This is a genomic window from Streptomyces sp. NPDC059853 (assembly GCF_042731495.1).
In the GTDB taxonomy this organism is placed as follows: domain Bacteria; phylum Actinomycetota; class Actinomycetes; order Streptomycetales; family Streptomycetaceae; genus Streptomyces.
Window position 1 is genome coordinate 1 of record NZ_JBHWJL010000099.1, and the last position, 16925, is coordinate 16925.

Consider the following 16925-nt stretch of genomic DNA (forward strand, 5'->3'; position numbering starts at 1 on the left):
AGCGGGGTGAGATACCCGGCGGCGCCCGGCGGCAGACGCTCGGCCACCCAGCCACCGGCCGCCGCGCCCGCCGCGATGCCGGACAGCAGGGCGGTGACCGCCAGCGACATGCCCTCGTTCAGCCGCGCGGGCGGCGTCAGCTCCTGGAGCAGCGTCATCCCGGTCACCATCACGGGCGCCGTCGCCATCCCGGCGATCAGCAGCGCCGGGACCAGCGGCAGCAGCGCGCCGGTGGCGGCGGCCACCAGCAGCGGCAGCGTCATCAGCGCCGCCATCAGCCCGACCCAGCGCACCATCCGCCGCCGCACCGGCCCGCCGGGCGGGGGCAGCAGCCCGAACGCGAGGCCCGCCGCCCCCGACCCCGCCGCCTGCGCCGCCAGCACCACGCCCGCCCAGCCCTTGAGCCCCAGGCCGTCCGCGTAGGCGATGGTCACCACCTCGAGAGAGCCGAACACCGCGCCGGTGCACAGGAACGTGACCAGCAGCGGAGGCATCCCCGGCAGCAGCAGCGGGGCCCGGCCGGCGCGGGCCGCCCCGGCCGGGCGGGGAGCGGGAGGCGGCTCGGTGCGGCGCTGGGCCGCGAACAGCAGGCCGCCGGTGACCAGCAGCGCCACCGCCGTGAGGGTGCCGGCCGCCGGGGCCAGCGCCGTGCACAGCCCGGCGGCCAGCAGCGGACCGAGCAGGAAGCACAGCTCGTCCAGCGCCTGTTCGAAGGAGTTCGCGGTGTGCCGGGCGGCCGGGTCCTCCCGGTACAGCCGTGCCCAGCGGGCCCGCGACATGCCGCCGGTGTTCGGGGTGGCGGCGGTCAGCGGGACGCAGCAGAACCAGGCCCACAGCGGGGCGCCGCCGGTGACGCACAGCAGCAGCCCCAGATGCCCGGCGCCGGTCAGCAGCACGGCGGGGACGGTGACCCGGGCCTGCCCGTACCGGTCGACGAGCCGGGCCAGCAGCGGACCGCCGACCGCGGAGGCGCCGAGGGTGGCGGCCACCACCGCGCCGGCCAGCGCGTACGAGCCGTGCACGGTGGTGATCAGCAGCACGGCGGACACCGAGAACATGCCCATCGGCAGCCGGGCCAGCGCGTTGGGCAGGGTGAACGCGAGGGCCCCCGGCGCGTCGAACAGCCGGGCGTACGGACCGCGCGGGCGTCGCGGACGGCGGGGCGCGCGGCCCGGTGCGGGGGCGGACGGAAGGACGACGAGGGTGTGGCCGGTCAGGGCGAACTGCATGGCGTTCACCCTCCGGCCGGGTGCCGCCGGGCGTCCAACACCTGTGCGGCGCTGATTGACGCGCTCGTGTTGTCAATCGGGGCCGGCCGGTGAGAATGGCGGCATGCCCGGACTCCAGGACACCGACCCCCGGCTGCTGCGCGCCTTCGTCGCGGTGGCCGCCGAACTGCACTTCACCCGGGCCGCCGCCCGGCTGTACGTGGCGCAGCAGGCGCTGTCGCGCGACATCGGGCGGCTGGAGAAGCAGTGGGGGATGCGGCTGTTCGTCCGCAGCACCCGGCAGGTGACGCTGACGGCCGAGGGTGAGCGGCTGCTGGAACCGGCCCGGCGGGCGATCGCCGCACAGGAGGAGGTGGCGGCGGCGGTGGCGGGCGCCGGGGCGGCGCACCGGCCGCTGGTGGTGGACGTGGCCGCACCGGTGAGCACGGCGCGGCGGATCCTCGCGGCGGCGCGGACGGCGGCGCCCGGGGTGGAGTTCGTGGCACGGTTCCACAGCGGCCTGGCCGGCGCGGCCGCCGAACTGGTCACCGGCGAACTGGACGTGTCCTTCGGCCGGTTCGCGGGGCTGGCCCCGGAGGTGCGGGCGGCGCTGGCGCACCGTCCGGTGCGGTACGAGCGGGTGGCGGTGCTGCTGCCGGCCGGTGATCCGCTGGCCGCGCTCCCCGAGGTGCCGCTGGCGCGGCTGGCGGGCCGCGAACTGTACGCGGGCGCGGGCAACCCGGAGACCACCGAGTGGACCGACTTCGCCCGCCGGCTCTTCGCCGGCCGGTCCATCGCGGTGGCGCCGCCGTTCCCGAGGATCGACGGCGAGGAGGAATTCGCCCGGCTGGTCCGGGCGCGCGGCTGGTCGGTGCTGGCCAGCGAGGAGTTCACCGGGGTACCGGGCATGGTGCTGCGCCCGCTGACCGACCCGGTGCCGCTCTCCCCGGTGTCGATGGTGTGGCCGCGCACGCTGCGGCACCCGGGGCTGTCCGTTCTGCTGGACACGGCGGCGCAGCTGGCCGCCGCCGGGGGCTGGCTGCACCGCCCGCCCGGTGCCTGGCTGCCCGAGCCGGACCGGGGGTTCCTCCCGCCCGCGGACGCCGGCCGGGAAACGCTCCCGGGCGGGTAGCCGTGTCCCGGGGCGCGGGAGTGCGCGGCGTCTCGGGGTGAGGCACCGGGGGCCGGTGGTGTGCGGCCCTCGCTCACCGCGGCCGGTGAGCGGGGGCCGTCTCGTACGGGCCGGAAGCGATCACGCCGTGGGGGCGCCGGCCCGTACGGCCTCGCTGACGGCGCGTACGGCACGGGCGACGCTCGCCGCCGTGGCCTCGGCGGAAGGCTGCTCGGACTCGTGGATGAACGCGGTGGCGCCGCGGCGGCTTCCGACGTAGTCGACCAAGCCGTGCTCCAGCTGTGTCCGCAGCGCCTGTGCGTACCCGTGGCGCTCGAAGCTGCCGGCGTCGTCGGCGGCGATGGGCAGCAGATGTGTCGTCAGCCGCTGGAGCCTGGGGCGCGGAGCCGAGCCGGCCGAGTGGTCGAAGGCCCAGCCGTTGACGAACACCCGGTCGATCCACCCCTTCAGCAGCGCCGGAACGGACCACCAGTACACCGGGAAGACCAGGACGAGGTCGGTGGCGCGTTCCAGACGGCGGTGCTCCCGGGCCACATCGGGAGGGTGGGTGCCGCCTTCCCGGTAGTGGCGGCGGTCCGCCGGGGTGAACCTGGGGTCGAAGCCCTCCCGGTGCAGGTCCGCCACCTCGACGGCCCGGGGGCGGAGGGCCGCGGCGAGTTGGTCCGCCACGTGGTGTGTCAGCGAGTGGGGGTCCGGGTGCGCGGTGACCAGCAAGGTCAGCGGACCGGTGTCATCCGTGGTCATGTCGGTGCCTCCGTGGGCGCGGGAGATGCGGGATACGGGGCCGGGGCGGGTCACCGTTCGTCCCAGGCGCCGGTGGCCGCCGTCCGGGCGGCGTACTCCTCGAAGGTCCGGGGCGCCCGTCCCAGCAGGGCGGGCAGGTCGTCGGTCGTCCCGGCGATCACCCCGCTCTCCATCAGCGTGAACATGGCGGAGACGTCCTCGGCCTCGGGCCGGCTCAGGCCCTGCCCGACGAGGTCCGTGATGTACGCGTCCGGGGTGATCCGCCGGTAGGTGAGCGGCCGCCCGGAGGCCAGGGCGATCAGCTCGACGGCGTGGGCGAAGGTGAGGGCGCGGGGGCCGCTCAGCTCGTACACCCGCCCGGCGTGCCGCTTCCCTCCGGTCATCACCGCGACCGCGGCGTCGGCGAGGTCCTCGATGTCCACGAAGGGCTCGGGCACCTCGCCCGCCGGAAGCGCCAGTTCGCCCGCGACCAGCGGGGCGTGGAAGATGTCCTCGTCGAAGTTCTGGGCGAAGTTCGACGCCCGCAGGAGGGTCCACTCCAGCGACGAGCCGCGGACCGCCTCCTCGGCCGATCGCATGTTCTTCCCGAAGGGGGAGTCGCCCCAGTCGTCCGCGCCGCGCCCGGAGAGCAGGACCAGCCGCCGCACCCCGGCGGCCGAGGCCCGGGCGACGAATGCGTGCACCGGACCCGGCACGGGCGGGGGAACCACGTAGGCCACATCGACATCCCGCAGGACCGTGTCCCAGCCGTCGGGCTCGGACCAGTCGAACCGGACGCGGCTGGACCGGGAGGCGGCGCGCACCGGAATGCCGCGCACCCGCAGCCGGGCGGCGATCCTGCGTCCGGTCTTGCCGGTCGCACCGAGAACGAGGTGAGTGTTTCGCGTCATGGCTCTACTGAACACCCCAGGAGGTGCACGATGACATGGGTGAAAGGCCGGAATGCCTTTGCGATCGTCTACTCTGTCGGGGTGGACGTGACCAGTGACCTCTTCCGCGGAGTGCGGGCGCGCGGCTCCCTGTTCGGCAGCTCGACACTCTCCCCGCCCTGGTCGCTGCACTTCGTGGACGGCGCGCCGCTGACCCTGTGCACCGTCCTCACCGGGGCGGGCTGGATCGTGCCGGAGGGACATCCGCCCGAGCACCTCGGCGTCCACGACACGGTCGTGGTGCGCGGCCCGACGACCTTCACCTTCGTCGACGAGCCCGGCAGCACGGCCGAGCCGATCGTGTGCGGGGAGGAGTGCGCGACGCCCGACCAGGGCGGTACCCAGCACCGGCTGGGCTGGCACGATCCCGGCGGACAGGACGCCGGGAACAGCGGCGCGACGACTCTGGTGGTCGGCGCCTACCCGGTCCGCGGCGAGATCGGCCGGCCGCTGCTGGAGACGCTGCCCGTCGTGCTGCGGGTGGACTCCGGGGACACCCGCGACCCGGTGCTCGACCACCTCGCCGCCGAGGTGGCCCGGGACGAGCCCGGCCAGCAGGTCGTGCTCGACCGCCTCCTGGACTGGATGCTGGTCTGCACGCTGCGCACCTGGCTGGACCGGCCCGGTGGCCGGCCCCCGGCCTGGTGGACCGCCCAGAGGGACCCGGTGGTCGGCCAGGCGCTGCGCCTGCTGCACGGCGAGCCGGCGGCGCCGTGGACGGTGGGCGAGCTGGCCCGGCGTACGGGGGTGTCCCGCTCGACTCTCGCGAAACGGTTCACCGGCCTGCTCGGTGAACCGCCGCTGTCCTACCTCACCCGCTGGCGCATGACCCTGGCGGCGGATCTCCTGGCCGAGCAGGGGTCGCAGACCGTCGCGCACGTGGCCCGTGCCGTCGGCTACACCGATCCGTTCGCGTTCAGTGTGGCGTTCAAGAGGATCAGGGGGACCAACCCCAGCGACTTCCGCCGCCTGGCCGGGGCGCGCTGACGGCGTGCCGGGTGGGCGGCGGGGGCGGTCGACGGCCTAGCCGAGCCAGCCGTTGAGGGCCGCCCGCGCGCCCGCCTGGAAGCGGCTGGTGGCGCCGAGGTGCGTCATCAGCTGGGAGACCACCCGGCTCACCGAGCGGCGGGAGATGCCCAGTTGCTCGGCGATGGCGTCGTTCGCCTTGCCCGCCGCCATCAGCTGGAGCACCTCGCGCTCCAGGCCGGTGGGCACCCCCTCGCTGGCCTCCAGCGCGCCGGGGACGACCGGGATGTCGATGCCGTCGTCCCAGCAGTGGTCGAAGACCCGGTAGAGGAAGCCCACCGCCGAGGGGTCGCGGACCAGCGCGACCCCGGCGGCGGTGTGCAGCGGGTCCAGCGGCAGCACCGCGCACTGCCGGTCGTAGATCAGCATCCGCGTCGGCAGCACCCCGGCGCTGCGCACCAGGGCGCCCGCGGCGCGGATCGTCTCGGCGTAGCGCAGCCCGGTCCGGTGGGTGCGGGCGCTGTGCTGGAGCAGGGTGCGGATGTGCGCGCCGCGGGCCAGGAGTTCGAGGTCCAGTGGGAGGGCCGCCTCGATGGCCTCCTCGCTGGGGATGCCCGGGATCAGGGCCTCCAGCGACTCGGTGCAGGTACGGGCCAGGTCGTCGATGACGGCGCGGGTGTTGTCGATGCCCTCGACGACCTCGATGCTGATCTCGGCCGACCGCATGCTGCGCGCCTCGACGTACACGCCGGACAGCGACTGGAGCTGTTCCCTGGCGGCGGCCATGGTGATGCGCCGGGAGAGGATGTCCGCCTCGACGGGCGCGAGCAGTTGGTCGGCGGCGCTCTCCGGGCTGACCGCGACCCAGCCGCCCGCGGGGGACGGCTGGAGCAGGCCGAGCCTGTACAGCAGGGTTTCGGCGCGGGCCACGTCGCCGGCCGCGAGTCCGGCGCGGGCCGCGAGCCGTTCGGCGTCGTCGGCCGGGTGCCGTACCCGCAGCAGGTAGACCTCGACGGCGGTGGCATCGATGTCCTCGACGTCGGGCATCTAGGAGAGCCAGCCGTTGAGGGCCGCGCGGGCGCCGGCCTGGAAGCGGCTGTCGGCGCCGAGCTGGTCGAGCAGCCGGGCCACCACCCGGCTCACCGAGCGCGGTGACATGCCCAGCTGGTGTGCTATCGCCTCGTCCTTCTTCCCGGCGGCCATCAGCACCAGGACGTCGCGGTCCACGCCGACCGGCGCGGTGCCGGATTTCTTGGGGCCCTCGACGAAGTCCACCGCCCGGTCCCAGTAGTGCTCGAAGAGCTGCTGGAGGAAGCCCAGCACGGTCGGGTCGCGGACGAGGGCGACGCCGGTCTTGGTGTGCAGCGGGTCCAGCGGGAGGACGGCGCAGCTGCCGTCGTAGATGAGCATCCGGGAGGGCAGCGCGGTGATGCTGCGCACCTGGGCGCCGGCCTCGATGAGGGTGGTGACGTACCCGACGGTCGGCTGGTGCCGGCGGGCGGTGTGCTGCATGAGGGTGCGGGCCTTCACGCCGCGTTCGAGGATTTCGAGGTCGCCGGGGGTGGCGGCCTGGATGGCGGCGCGGCTCTGGCCGCCGCCGGGGTGGAGGGCGTCCACCGACTTGGCGCAGGTGCGGTCCAGATCGGCGATGACGGCGCGGGTGTTGTCGATACCCTCGACCACCTCGATGCTGCTCTTGGCGGAGCGCATGCTGCGGGCTTCGAGGTAGTCGCCGGAGAGCGCGTGCAGCCGGGCGCGGGTGGCGGCCATGGCGATCCGGCGCTGGAGGATGTCCTGTTCGATGGGGGCGAGCAGAGCGTCGGCGGCGCTCTCGGGGGAGATGGCGACCAGGCCGCCGCCGGGTGAGGGGCGCAGCAGGCCCAGTTCGGTGAGCCGGGCCTCGGCGGCTTCCGCCTCGGTGGCCGAAATGCCGGCGCGGGCGGCGATCTGCGCCACGGAGTCGGTGGGATGAATCACGCGAAACCGGTAAACTCGGGTAGTCGCGGCGTCTATTTCCCCGGGTTCGTACACGCTCATCTTCCTCGCATGACGTCAGTGAGTCCCTTGGCGTCAACTGGACAGGCGAGATGATGCCACAGGGACTCTATCGACTTCCTCGTGAATGCTCGTGAGCATGATTGGGCCAACATGCCATTCATGTTCGCCTATGTGGACACGGAAGAGGGATCCCGTGAAGAAGTTTGCTCTGAGCGTTGTCGCAGCTTTCCTGCTCGTGGGTGCCTCGGGCGGGGTCGCCATGGCGGCCGGTGCCCCGGCGGCCAAGGGTGAGGTCATCACCACCGACAGCCTGTGGGACTGATCCCCGGCCACTGACACGACGGACCGGACCGGTGGACAGGAAAGTGGTGCGGTGATGTCCCAGGCCCCGCTGGCGGTGCTGCTCAGCCCGCGACCCGCGGAAGTGCGGGCGGCCCGGGAAGTCGGCGCCCGCACTCTTGTCCTCGCCCCCGATCTGTCGGCCCCGGGGATCCGGGAGTCGGTCGCGGTGGCGCACGACGCGCTGACCGTGGACTGGCTGGATCACCCAGGGCTGCTGATGGCGATCGGCCATCTGTCCGCGTATCCCGCCAGGGTGTCGGTGTTCGGCTTCGCGGAGGCCAGTGCGCTGGTCGCCGCGCGGGTGAACGAGGCCCTGCGCTTTCCGGGCAATCCGCACGCCGCCGTCGCGTATCTCACGGACAAAGTGGCGCTGCGCGGCAAGGTCAATCAGCTCACCGGTACCCCCGTCCGGTTCGAGCAGTGCGACCGGGTGACGCGTCTGGTGGCCGCCGCCGAGCAGGTCGGCTTCCCGTGCGTCGCCAAGCCGCGCACCGGTTCCGGCGGCCGGGAGGTGCATCTTCTGCGCGATGTCGCGGATGCCGCACTCCTGGCCGCCGAACTGGTGAGCGATCCGGTGCTGATCGTCGAGGAATTCCTGGACGGCCCCGAGTACAGCGTCCTCGCCCATTCCCGGGACGGTGAGCACACCGTGCTCGCCGTGGCCGAGAAACATCTGTCGGACGGCCCCGGGTTCACCGAGGACGGCCACGATCTGCCGGCCGGACTGGACCCGGAGGACCGCGCCCGCGTCGAAGACCTGGTGACCGCCACCCTCGGGGCGGCCGGACACCGCAGCGGCCTCTCCCTGACCGAGGTCGTCCGCACCGAGCACGGGCCCCGGCTCATCGAGTCGCACGCCCACCCCGGCCCCGGCCGGCTCGGCGACCTGCTGGCGCTGGCCACCGGTACCGACCCGGTCGCCCTCGCCGTCGCCACCGCTCTGCGACTGCCCGTGCCGGAGTTCCACCCCCCGTCCGGCGGGCGGTGCGCGGGCATCCGCATCCTGCGGCTGCCCCCCGGCCGGCTGCTCGAAGCCGTGCACGGGATCGACGAGGCGTACGCCCTGCCGGGCGTCGCCGACATCGGCATCACCGTTCGCGTGGGAAGCCATGTCCCGGAGGCCACCAGCCGGGCCGCCGGGCATGGCTTCGTCACCGCGGTCGCGGCCTGCCCCGGTGAGCTGGAGGCGCTGCTCGGCAAGGCGCTGTCCCTGCTGCGCCCCGTGGTGGGCGAGGCGGCACCCGAGCCGAAGGAGGAGCACACTGCTGCCTGAGCTGCTCCCCGGGATGCCGTTCCCCGCCACCCCGGCCCCACGGGCAGATCTGCTGCTCCCCTTCCCCGGCCTGCTCCCCGGATCTCCCGCCCGGGCCGGCTACCTCGTCCTGGAACGCCGGGACGCGCACGGCCGCGTCGAACAGCGCGGGGTCCTGGGTGCCCTCAGCCTGCACGGCAGCGAGACGGGCCACGTCCTGCGGCACCAGCAGGTGGCCGAGCCCGATGTGCGCCTGCACACCCGGCTGCTGCGGGAGCGTCACGGCCCCGCCGACCCGCTGCTGCTGGCCGCGCCGGACCTCGGCGCGTTCCTCGGCTGCGTCGAGGAGGCGGTCACCCGCCCGCCGGACCGTACGGTGCCCACCCCGCACGGCGGCGTCCAGCACGTGTGGGCGATGGGCGGCGCGTGGAGCCGGCGGCCCCCGGCGCTGCCCCCGGTGCTGCTGGCGGACGGCCACCACCGGTTCGAGGCCGCGCGCCGGCTGCACCGGTCCCAGCCGGGGCTGATGGGCGACCGGCTGCCCGCGCTGGTGGTCGACCACGGCCACCATCCGCTGCGGCTGGCGGCCACCCACCGGACCGTGCCGGGCCTGGACCCGCACCGGGCCGCCGATGTCGCCGCGCGCTTCGCCCAGGTGACGGAGCTTCCGCCCGCCGCGCCGCGCCCCGTCCCGCGGGCCGGCACGTTCCTGCTCACCGGCAAGTCCCGCCGGTGGGCCATCTCCCGGATCTCCCCGGTGACCACCGCGCGCCGGCTGCGGTTCCTGCCCTCGGAGTGGGCCGAGTTGTCCGCCGCCATCAGTGACCATGTGCTGCTGCCGATCCTGTGCGAGGACCAGGGGCTCGACCCGGTCCCCGGCTACACCGAGCGGTACCCGGCCGACGACGAGGCGGGGCTGATCCTGCCACCGCCCACCTGGGAGCAGATCTGGTCGGGCGCGGCCGGCGGCACCGTCATGCCGCCCAGGACCACCTCACTGGGCCCCGGCCCGCTGCCGGGGCTGCTGCCCGCGCTGCCGCGCTGACCCCCCTGGCCGGGACCCGGGGCCTGTCCGGCACCTGGCGCGGGCCAGGCGGGATGTGCCGGAGTGGCTCTAGGCTCCCCGCATGACGGATATCGGTGTGATGGCGCCGCGCGATCTGGCGGCCGGGGATTTCGTGGCGTACGTGCGGCGGGCGGAGGAACTGGGCTTCGCCGAGGTGTGGGTGGTGGAGGACTGCTTCTTCCGGGGCGGGTTCGCCCAGGCCGGGGTCGCGCTGGCGGCCACGGAGCGGATCCGGGTGGGGATCGGCATCGTCCCCGCCGTGCTGCGCAATCCGGCGCTGACCGCGATGGAGGCGGCGGCGCTGGCGCAGTTCTTCCCCGGGCGGCTGGTGCTGGGCGTCGGGCACGGGATGCCGGGCTGGATGCGGCAGGCGGGGGCGTACCCGGCGAGCCCGCTGGCCGCGCTGGAGGAGCATCTGCGCACCGTCCGGGCGCTGTTGCGGGGCGAGACGGTGGACGACGGGCGGCTGTCGGCGGTGCGGCTGGATCTGCCGGTGCCGGTGGTGCCGCCGGTGCTGGCGGGGGTGCGCGGGCCCAAGTCGCTGGTGCTGTCGGGCCGGGAGGCGGACGGCACCATCCTGGCCGAGCCGGTGACCGAGGAGTATCTGGCGGCGGCGCGCGGGCACATCGGCGCGGCGGCCGTGGCGGACGGGCACCGGGTGGTCGCGTACAACGTGGCGGCCGTGGACGAGGACCCCCGGGCGGCGCGGGACGCCGTGCGCCCGGCGCTGGCCTGGATCGGTGAGCCGGACTGGGCGCCGCATGTGGCGCCGCTGCCGTTCGCCGCCGAGTTCGCCGAGCTGCGGGCGCGCAGCGCGGACCGCGAGGCGTTCGCGCGGGCGCTGCCGGACGCCTGGGTCGACCGGCTGGCCGTCGTCGGCACCCCCGGCGCGGCCCGGGAGCGGATCGCCGCGCTGCACGCGGCGGGCGCCGGGAGCGTGGTGCTGGTCCCGGCCGGGGGCGATGCCCCGGCGGCGCTGGAGGCGCTCGGCGCGGTGTGCTGAGCACGCGCCGGAAATTCACTGCAACCGCTCCGGCCCGGACGGTGTCGTAGGGGTCGGGGATGCACGGGGGTGCAGGAGGGGAGCGAAGGGCCCGGCGGGGGAGCCGGGCCCTTCGGAGTTCTCCGGGGGGTTCCGGTGATGTCGGTGGGGGCGGATACCGTCGGTCCATGTCGTCGCACAGCGTTGTGATCGAGGGGGTCCTCGAACGCATCACGTACGCCAATGAGGAGAACGGGTACACCGTCGCCCGGGTCGACACCGGGCGCGGCGGCGGTGAACTGCTCACCGTGGTCGGGGCGCTGCTCGGTGCCCAGGTGGGGGAGTCGCTGCGGATGGAGGGCCGCTGGGGCTCCCATCCAAGCTACGGGCGGCAGTTCACCGTGGAGAACTACACGACGGTGCTGCCCGCCACCGTGCAGGGCATCCGGCGCTATCTGGGCTCGGGGCTGATCAAGGGCATCGGGCCGAAGACGGCCGAGCGGATCGTGGAGCACTTCGGGGTGGCGACCCTGGAGGTGATCGAGGCGGATCCGGGCCGGCTGATCGAGGTTCCGGGGCTCGGGCCCAAGCGCACCGAGCTGATCGCGGCGGCGTGGGTGGAGCAGAAGGCCATCAAGGAGGTGATGGTCTTCCTCCAGGGCGTGGAGGTGTCGACCTCGATCGCGGTGCGGATCTACAAGAAGTACGGGGACGCCTCGATCTCCGTGGTGAAGAACCAGCCCTACCGGCTGGCGGCCGATGTGTGGGGCATCGGTTTCCTGACCGCCGACCGGATCGCGCGGGCGGTCGGCATCCCGCAGGACAGCCCGGAGCGGGTGAAGGCCGGGCTGCGCTACGCGCTCTCCCAGGCGAGCGACCAGGGGCACTGCTTCCTGCCCGAGGAGCGGCTGATCGCGGACGCGGTGAAGCTGCTCCAGGTGGACACCGGGCTGGTCATCCACGCCCTCGCCGAACTGGCGGAGGACCCGGAGGGCGCGGTGCGCGAGCGGGTCCCGGACCCGGAGGATCCGGCCGGCACGCTGACGGCGGTGTATCTGCCGCCGTTCCACCGGGCCGAGCTGTCGCTGGCGGGCCAGGTGCGGCGGCTGCTGCGGGCGGAGGAGGACCGGCTCGCGGCGTTCGCCGGGGTGGACTGGGAGCGGGCGCTTCGCTGGCTGGCCGGGCGGACCGGGGCGGAGCTGGCGCCCGAGCAGGAGGGCGCGGTGCGGCTGGCGCTGACCGAGAAGGTGGCGGTGCTGACCGGGGGCCCGGGGTGCGGGAAGTCGTTCACGGTGCGCTCGATCGTGGAGCTGGCCAGGGCCCGGCGGGCGAAGGTGGTGCTGGCGGCGCCGACCGGGCGGGCGGCGAAGCGGCTGGCGGAGCTGACGGGGGCGGAGGCATCCACGGTGCACCGGCTGCTGGAGCTGAGGCCGGGCGGGGACGCGGCGTTCGACCGGGACCGGCCGCTGGACGCGGATCTGGTGGTGGTGGACGAGGCGTCGATGCTGGATCTGCTGCTGGCCAACAAGCTGGTGAAGGCGGTGCCGCCGGGGGCGCATCTGCTGCTGGTGGGGGATGTGGACCAGTTGCCGTCGGTGGGCGCGGGCGAGGTGCTGCGGGATCTGCTGGCGGACGGGTCGCCGGTGCCCTCGGTGCGGCTGACCCGGATCTTCCGGCAGGCGCAGCAGTCGGGGGTGGTGACCAACGCGCACCGCATCAACGCGGGGAAGCCGCCGGTCACGCGGGGGCTCGGTGACTTCTTCCTGTTCGCGGAGGAGGACACGGAGGAGGCCGGGAAGCTGGCGGTGGACGTGGCGGCGCGCCGGGTGCCGGCCCGGTTCGGGCTGGATCCGCGCCGGGATGTGCAGGTGCTCACCCCGATGCACCGCGGTCCCGCCGGGGCCGGGGTGCTGAACGGGCTGCTCCAGCAGGCGGTGACCCCGGCCCGGCCGGGGCTGCCGGAGAAGAGGTTCGGCGGGCGGGTTTTCCGGGTGGGCGACAAGGTCACCCAGATCCGTAACAACTACGAGAAGGGGGCCAACGGCGTCTTCAACGGCACGGTCGGGGTGGTGACCGCCCTCGACCCGGACGAGCAGCGGCTGGTGGTGCGCACGGACGAGGACGAGGAGGTGGGGTACGAGTTCGGCGAGCTGGACGAGCTGGCGCACGCGTACGCGGTGACCATCCACCGTTCGCAGGGCAGCGAGTATCCGTGCGTGGTGGTCCCGGTGACGACGAGCGCCTGGATGATGCTCCAGCGCAATCTGCTGTACACGGCGGTGACGCGGGCCAAGCGGCTGGTGGTGCTGGTGGGTTCGCGGCGCGCCCTGGAGCAGGCGGTACGGAGCGTCTCGGCGGGGCGCCGGTGCACCGGTCTGGCGATGCGGCTCGCGGGGTGACGCGGGGGCGCGGGCGCCGGGCGTCGGCGGGCGCGGCCGGAGCGGCCGGGGCAGAATAGTCCGCATCATCCCGGTTCCGGCGGCACGGCGTGCCAGAAACTGGGCCGATTGCCGACCCTGAGTGCACATATTGGCCCCGGATGGGGGACACTGGGAGGGAGTCAGGGCACCCCGAAGGAATCTCGAAGGACCTCGAAGAAGAGGACAACGTCGGTGAGGGATGACGTGAGCGAACACCGCGACGGCGCGCAGTCCGTAGAACTGAACTACGACGGCGCCACCTACAGCTACCCGGTCGTGAACAGCACCATCGGGGACACCGGCTTCGATGTCAGCAAGCTCCGGGCCCAGACCGGTCTGGTGACCCTGGACTCCGGTTACGGCAACACCGCGGCCTATAAATCGGCGATCACCTATCTCGACGGTGAGCAGGGCATCCTCCGGTACCGGGGCTACCCGATCGAGCAGATCGCCGAGCGGGGCACGTTCCTGGAGACGGCCTACCTGCTGCGCAAGGGCGAGCTGCCCACCGTGGACGAGCTGGCCTCCTTCCGGAACGAGATCACCACGCACACGCTCCTCCACGAGGACGTCAAGCGCTTCTACGACGGCTTCCCCCGGGACGCGCACCCGATGGCGATGCTGTCCTCCGTGGTCAGCGCGCTGTCCACCTTCTACCAGGACAGCCACAACCCCTTCGACGCCCAGCAGCGCAACATCTCGGCGATCCGGCTGCTGGCCAAGGTGCCGACCATCGCGGCCTACGCCTACAAGAAGTCCGTGGGCCAGCCGGTGGTCTACCCGCGCAACGACCTCGGTTACGTGGAGAACTTCCTGCGGATGACCTTCTCGGTCCCCGCCGAGGAGTACATCCCGGACCCGGTGGTCACCAACGCGCTCGACAAGCTGCTGATCCTGCACGCGGACCACGAGCAGAACTGTTCCACCTCCACCGTGCGCCTGGTCGGCTCCTCGCAGGCGAACCTGTTCGCCTCGATCTCGGCCGGCATCAACGCCCTGTGGGGCCCGCTGCACGGTGGCGCGAACGCGGCGGTCCTGGACATGCTGGAGTCCATCCAGGCCAGTGGCGGCGACGTGGACACCTTCATCCGCAAGGTGAAGAACAAGGAGGACGGTGTCCGCCTCATGGGCTTCGGACACCGCGTCTACAAGAGCTTCGACCCGCGCGCCAAGATCATCAAGTCGGCGGCGCACGACGTACTCTCCGCGCTGGGCAAGTCCGACGAGCTGCTGGACATCGCCCTGCGCCTGGAGGAGCACGCGCTGAGCGACGACTACTTCGTCTCGCGCAACCTCTACCCGAACGTCGACTTCTACACCGGTCTCATCTACCGGGCCATGGGCTTCCCGACCAGCATGTTCACCGTGCTGTTCGCCATCGGCCGGCTGCCCGGCTGGATCGCCCAGTGGGAGGAGATGATCACCGAGCCCGGGTCCCGCATCGGCCGTCCCCGGCAGATCTACACGGGTGTCGTCGAGCGCGACTACGTGCCGGTCGAGCAGCGGTAACCCCTCGGAGGACCGCTTCGGGGGCCGGAACACCGCACGCCCGGATGTGTGACGCAGGTCACATATCCGGGCGTGCAACCTTTTGCCGTTCCGCGGGTCTAACCGGGCAACGACAGCGCGGATTCGGCTGGATTCACGCTGTCGGTCGTCCGGCCGGGGTCCCGTGGGGGGACGCTTCGAACGGACGGCAGGAAGCGCCCCGCTTCGGGCCCTGTGGGGGGACCCGCTGCGGGGCGCATTTCCATGTCCGGGGGGCGCGCCGGCGCCCGGGGGAGCGTGCTCAGCTCTCCGCGCGGCCGACCAGCTCGTACCCCGCCTCGTCGACCGCCGCCCGCACCGCCGCGTCGTCCAGCGGCGCCCGGGAGACCACCGTGACCAGGCCGCTGCTCGCCTTGGCGGTCACCTCGCTCACCCCCTCCAGCGCGGAGATCTCCTCGCGCACGGAGGACTCGCAGTGGCCGCAGGTCATGCCGGAGACCCGGTAGGTCGTGGTGCTCATGGGATGTCCTCGTTTCCGCTCCTGGGCGGCTCCGTGCCGCCGTTCCTCGCGGAAAAGTGTATACCCCCTCCGGGTATACAGCTACCCGGAGGGGGTATGCGGGGCGGACGGCTCAGCGGCGGTTGCCGGGGCGCCGGCTCACCCACGCCTCGATGGTGTGCGGATACCAGAACGGCTTGCCGCCCTCGGTCACGTCCGGGGGCGGCAGCAGGCCGTGCTTGCGGTACGAGCGCACCGTGTCCGGCTGCACCCGGATGTGCGCGGCGATCTCCTTGTAGGACCACAGTCCGCGGTCGGGCATCTTCCACACCTCTTCGCACTCGGGGCTGATGATCACCCCCGAGCCTGCGCCGCCCCGCACGCCGCGGCGGCGCGCCGCCGCGGTCCGTCGACCGGCTGTGACGGCGAAGACGCGTAATCCGGACGGATGTTGCGGATCGCTGATAGTGCTCTCATGTGCTCATCCGCCGGAAAAGCCCTCACTGTCCGCTGGGAAACCCCAGGTTGATACCGCCGTCCGCCGGGTCGGGCCAGCGCGAGGTGATGACCTTCCCGCGGGTGTAGAACCGCACCCCGTCCTCCCCGTAGATGTGCTGGTCCCCGAAGAGCGAGTCCTTCCAGCCGCCGAACGAGTGGTGGCCCACCGGCACCGGGATCGGCACGTTCACCCCGACCATCCCGGCCTCCACCTCCAGCTGGAACCGCCGCGCCGCCCCCCCGTCCCGGGTGAACACCGCCGTGCCGTTCCCCCACCGCGAGGCGTTGATCAGCGCCAGCCCCTCCTCGTACGAAGCGGCCCGCACCACGCACAGCACCGGACCGAAGATCTCGTCCCGGTACGCGTCCATCTCCGGCGTCACCCCGTCCAGCAGCGACACCCCGAGGAAGAAGCCCTCCTCGTGGCCCGGCACCGTGTACCCGGTGCCGTCCACCACCACCCGCGCGCCCTGCTCCCGGGCGCTCGTCACGTACGAGGCCACCTTCGCCCGGTGCTCCGCCGTGATCAGCGGCCCCATCTCGGAGGCCGGGTCGTCACCGGGCCCGATCCGCAGCGCCGCCGCCCGCCGGGCGATCCGCTCCACCAGCGCGTCCCCGGTCGAGCCCACGGCGACCACCACCGACACCGCCATGCAGCGCTCGCCCGCGCTGCCGTACGCCGCGTTGATCGCGTTGTCCGCCGCCACGTCCAGGTCGGCGTCCGGCAGCACCAGCATGTGGTTCTTCGCCCCGCCCAGCGCCTGCACCCGCTTGCCGTGCTCCACCGCGCCGCGCTGGATCGCCCGCGCCACCGGTGTGGAGCCGACGAAACTCACCGCCGCCACGTCCGGATGCGCCAGCAGCCGCTCCACCGCCTCCCGGTCCCCGTTGACCGCGTTCAGCACCCCCTCGGGGAACCCCGCCTCGGCGGCCAGCTCCACCAGCCGCAGCGCCGCGCTCGGGTCCTTCTCGCTCGGCTTCAGGACGAAGGTGTTGCCGCACGCCAGCGCCAGCGGGAACATCCACAGCGGCACCATCGCCGGGAAGTTGAACGGCGTGATGCCCGCCACCACCCCCAGCGGCTGCCGGATCGACGCCACATCCACCCCGCTGGAGACCTGCGTCGACAACTGCCCCTTCAGATGCTGCGGAATGCCGCAGGCCAGCTCCACGATCTCCAGACCGCGCGCCACCTCGCCCAGCGCGTCCGCGTGCACCTTGCCGTGCTCGGCGGTGATCAGCCGCGCCAGCTCGTCCCGCCGCGCGTCCAGCAGCTCCCGGGAGCGGAACAGCTGCGCGGTACGGCGCGCGATCGGCACCGTGCGCCAGGACGTGTACGCGGCGCGCGCCGCCGCCACCGCCGCGTCCACCTCGGCCGCCGAGGCCAGCCCGACCCGGGCC

16 protein-coding genes are annotated in these 16925 nt (G+C 73.5%); 8 read left to right on the forward strand and 8 right to left on the reverse strand.

Annotated features, from left to right (window positions below; translation table 11 throughout):
* Window positions 1-1229 (reverse strand): MFS transporter (locus ACFV5N_RS13420; RefSeq protein ID WP_385598242.1); only part of this gene is annotated, 1229 nt, incomplete at its 3' end.
* Window positions 1230-1332: 103 nt separating this feature from the next.
* Between ACFV5N_RS13420 and ACFV5N_RS13425 the strand changes: the two genes are divergently transcribed.
* The gene (locus ACFV5N_RS13425; protein WP_385598245.1) at window positions 1333-2340 is read left to right on the forward strand and encodes a LysR family transcriptional regulator; all 1008 of its coding nucleotides are present in this window, start codon (window positions 1333-1335) and stop codon (window positions 2338-2340) included.
* A gap of 120 nt (window positions 2341-2460) precedes the next feature.
* On the opposite strand, the gene ACFV5N_RS13430 is transcribed toward ACFV5N_RS13425, so the two are convergent.
* Window positions 2461-3084 carry an NAD(P)H-dependent oxidoreductase gene (locus ACFV5N_RS13430; RefSeq protein WP_385598248.1) on the reverse strand — a complete coding sequence of 208 codons (624 nt, stop codon included), beginning with the start codon at window positions 3082-3084 and terminating at the stop codon, window positions 2461-2463.
* A 50-nt stretch (window positions 3085-3134) separates the two neighbouring features.
* Window positions 3135-3974, reverse strand: coding sequence for an NAD(P)H-binding protein (locus ACFV5N_RS13435; protein ID WP_385598250.1), 840 nt, complete (start codon window positions 3972-3974; stop codon window positions 3135-3137).
* Between the two features lie 81 nt (window positions 3975-4055).
* Between ACFV5N_RS13435 and ACFV5N_RS13440 the strand changes: the two genes are divergently transcribed.
* Window positions 4056-5000 (forward strand): cupin domain-containing protein, encoded by a 945-nt coding sequence (locus ACFV5N_RS13440; RefSeq protein ID WP_385598253.1) that lies wholly within the window; start codon window positions 4056-4058, stop codon window positions 4998-5000.
* 36 nt (window positions 5001-5036) lie between these two features.
* Here ACFV5N_RS13440 and ACFV5N_RS13445 read toward each other — a convergent pair whose 3' ends face one another.
* Window positions 5037-6026: a LuxR C-terminal-related transcriptional regulator gene (locus ACFV5N_RS13445; protein ID WP_385598256.1), complete on the reverse strand. Its 990-nt coding sequence runs from the start codon at window positions 6024-6026 to the stop codon at window positions 5037-5039.
* Window positions 6027-6956 carry a LuxR C-terminal-related transcriptional regulator gene (locus tag ACFV5N_RS13450; RefSeq protein ID WP_385598259.1) on the reverse strand — a complete coding sequence of 310 codons (930 nt, stop codon included), beginning with the start codon at window positions 6954-6956 and terminating at the stop codon, window positions 6027-6029.
* Between the two features lie 214 nt (window positions 6957-7170).
* Between ACFV5N_RS13450 and ACFV5N_RS13455 the strand changes: the two genes are divergently transcribed.
* The 6 genes from ACFV5N_RS13455 to ACFV5N_RS13480 all read left to right on the forward strand — a co-directional run bounded on the left by ACFV5N_RS13455 (window position 7171) and on the right by ACFV5N_RS13480 (window position 14548).
* Window positions 7171-7299 carry a hypothetical protein gene (locus ACFV5N_RS13455; RefSeq protein ID WP_385598262.1) on the forward strand — a complete coding sequence of 43 codons (129 nt, stop codon included), beginning with the start codon at window positions 7171-7173 and terminating at the stop codon, window positions 7297-7299.
* Between the two features lie 54 nt (window positions 7300-7353).
* A complete protein-coding gene (locus ACFV5N_RS13460) occupies window positions 7354-8592 on the forward strand; it encodes an ATP-grasp domain-containing protein (protein ID WP_385598264.1) in 1239 nt (412 codons plus the stop codon).
* Between the two features lie 13 nt (window positions 8593-8605).
* A complete protein-coding gene (locus tag ACFV5N_RS13465; protein WP_385598267.1) occupies window positions 8606-9616 on the forward strand; it encodes a DUF1015 family protein in 1011 nt (336 codons plus the stop codon).
* An 82-nt stretch (window positions 9617-9698) separates the two neighbouring features.
* On the forward strand, window positions 9699-10640 hold the full coding sequence (locus ACFV5N_RS13470) for an LLM class flavin-dependent oxidoreductase (RefSeq protein ID WP_385598270.1): 942 nt from the start codon (window positions 9699-9701) through the stop codon (window positions 10638-10640).
* Between the two features lie 167 nt (window positions 10641-10807).
* The gene (locus ACFV5N_RS13475; RefSeq protein WP_385598272.1) at window positions 10808-13018 is read left to right on the forward strand and encodes an ATP-dependent RecD-like DNA helicase; all 2211 of its coding nucleotides are present in this window, start codon (window positions 10808-10810) and stop codon (window positions 13016-13018) included.
* 225 nt (window positions 13019-13243) lie between these two features.
* Window positions 13244-14548: a citrate synthase gene (locus ACFV5N_RS13480; RefSeq protein WP_375063144.1), complete on the forward strand. Its 1305-nt coding sequence runs from the start codon at window positions 13244-13246 to the stop codon at window positions 14546-14548.
* A 280-nt stretch (window positions 14549-14828) separates the two neighbouring features.
* Here ACFV5N_RS13480 and ACFV5N_RS13485 read toward each other — a convergent pair whose 3' ends face one another.
* From ACFV5N_RS13485 to ACFV5N_RS13495, 3 genes are all read right to left on the reverse strand, one after another.
* The gene (locus ACFV5N_RS13485; RefSeq protein WP_385598275.1) at window positions 14829-15047 is read right to left on the reverse strand and encodes a heavy-metal-associated domain-containing protein; all 219 of its coding nucleotides are present in this window, start codon (window positions 15045-15047) and stop codon (window positions 14829-14831) included.
* A 112-nt stretch (window positions 15048-15159) separates the two neighbouring features.
* The gene (locus ACFV5N_RS13490) at window positions 15160-15348 is read right to left on the reverse strand and encodes a helix-turn-helix transcriptional regulator (RefSeq protein WP_385598278.1); all 189 of its coding nucleotides are present in this window, start codon (window positions 15346-15348) and stop codon (window positions 15160-15162) included.
* A gap of 178 nt (window positions 15349-15526) precedes the next feature.
* Window positions 15527-16925: CoA-acylating methylmalonate-semialdehyde dehydrogenase (locus ACFV5N_RS13495; RefSeq protein ID WP_385598280.1), on the reverse strand; the 1399-nt coding region annotated here is incomplete at its 5' end.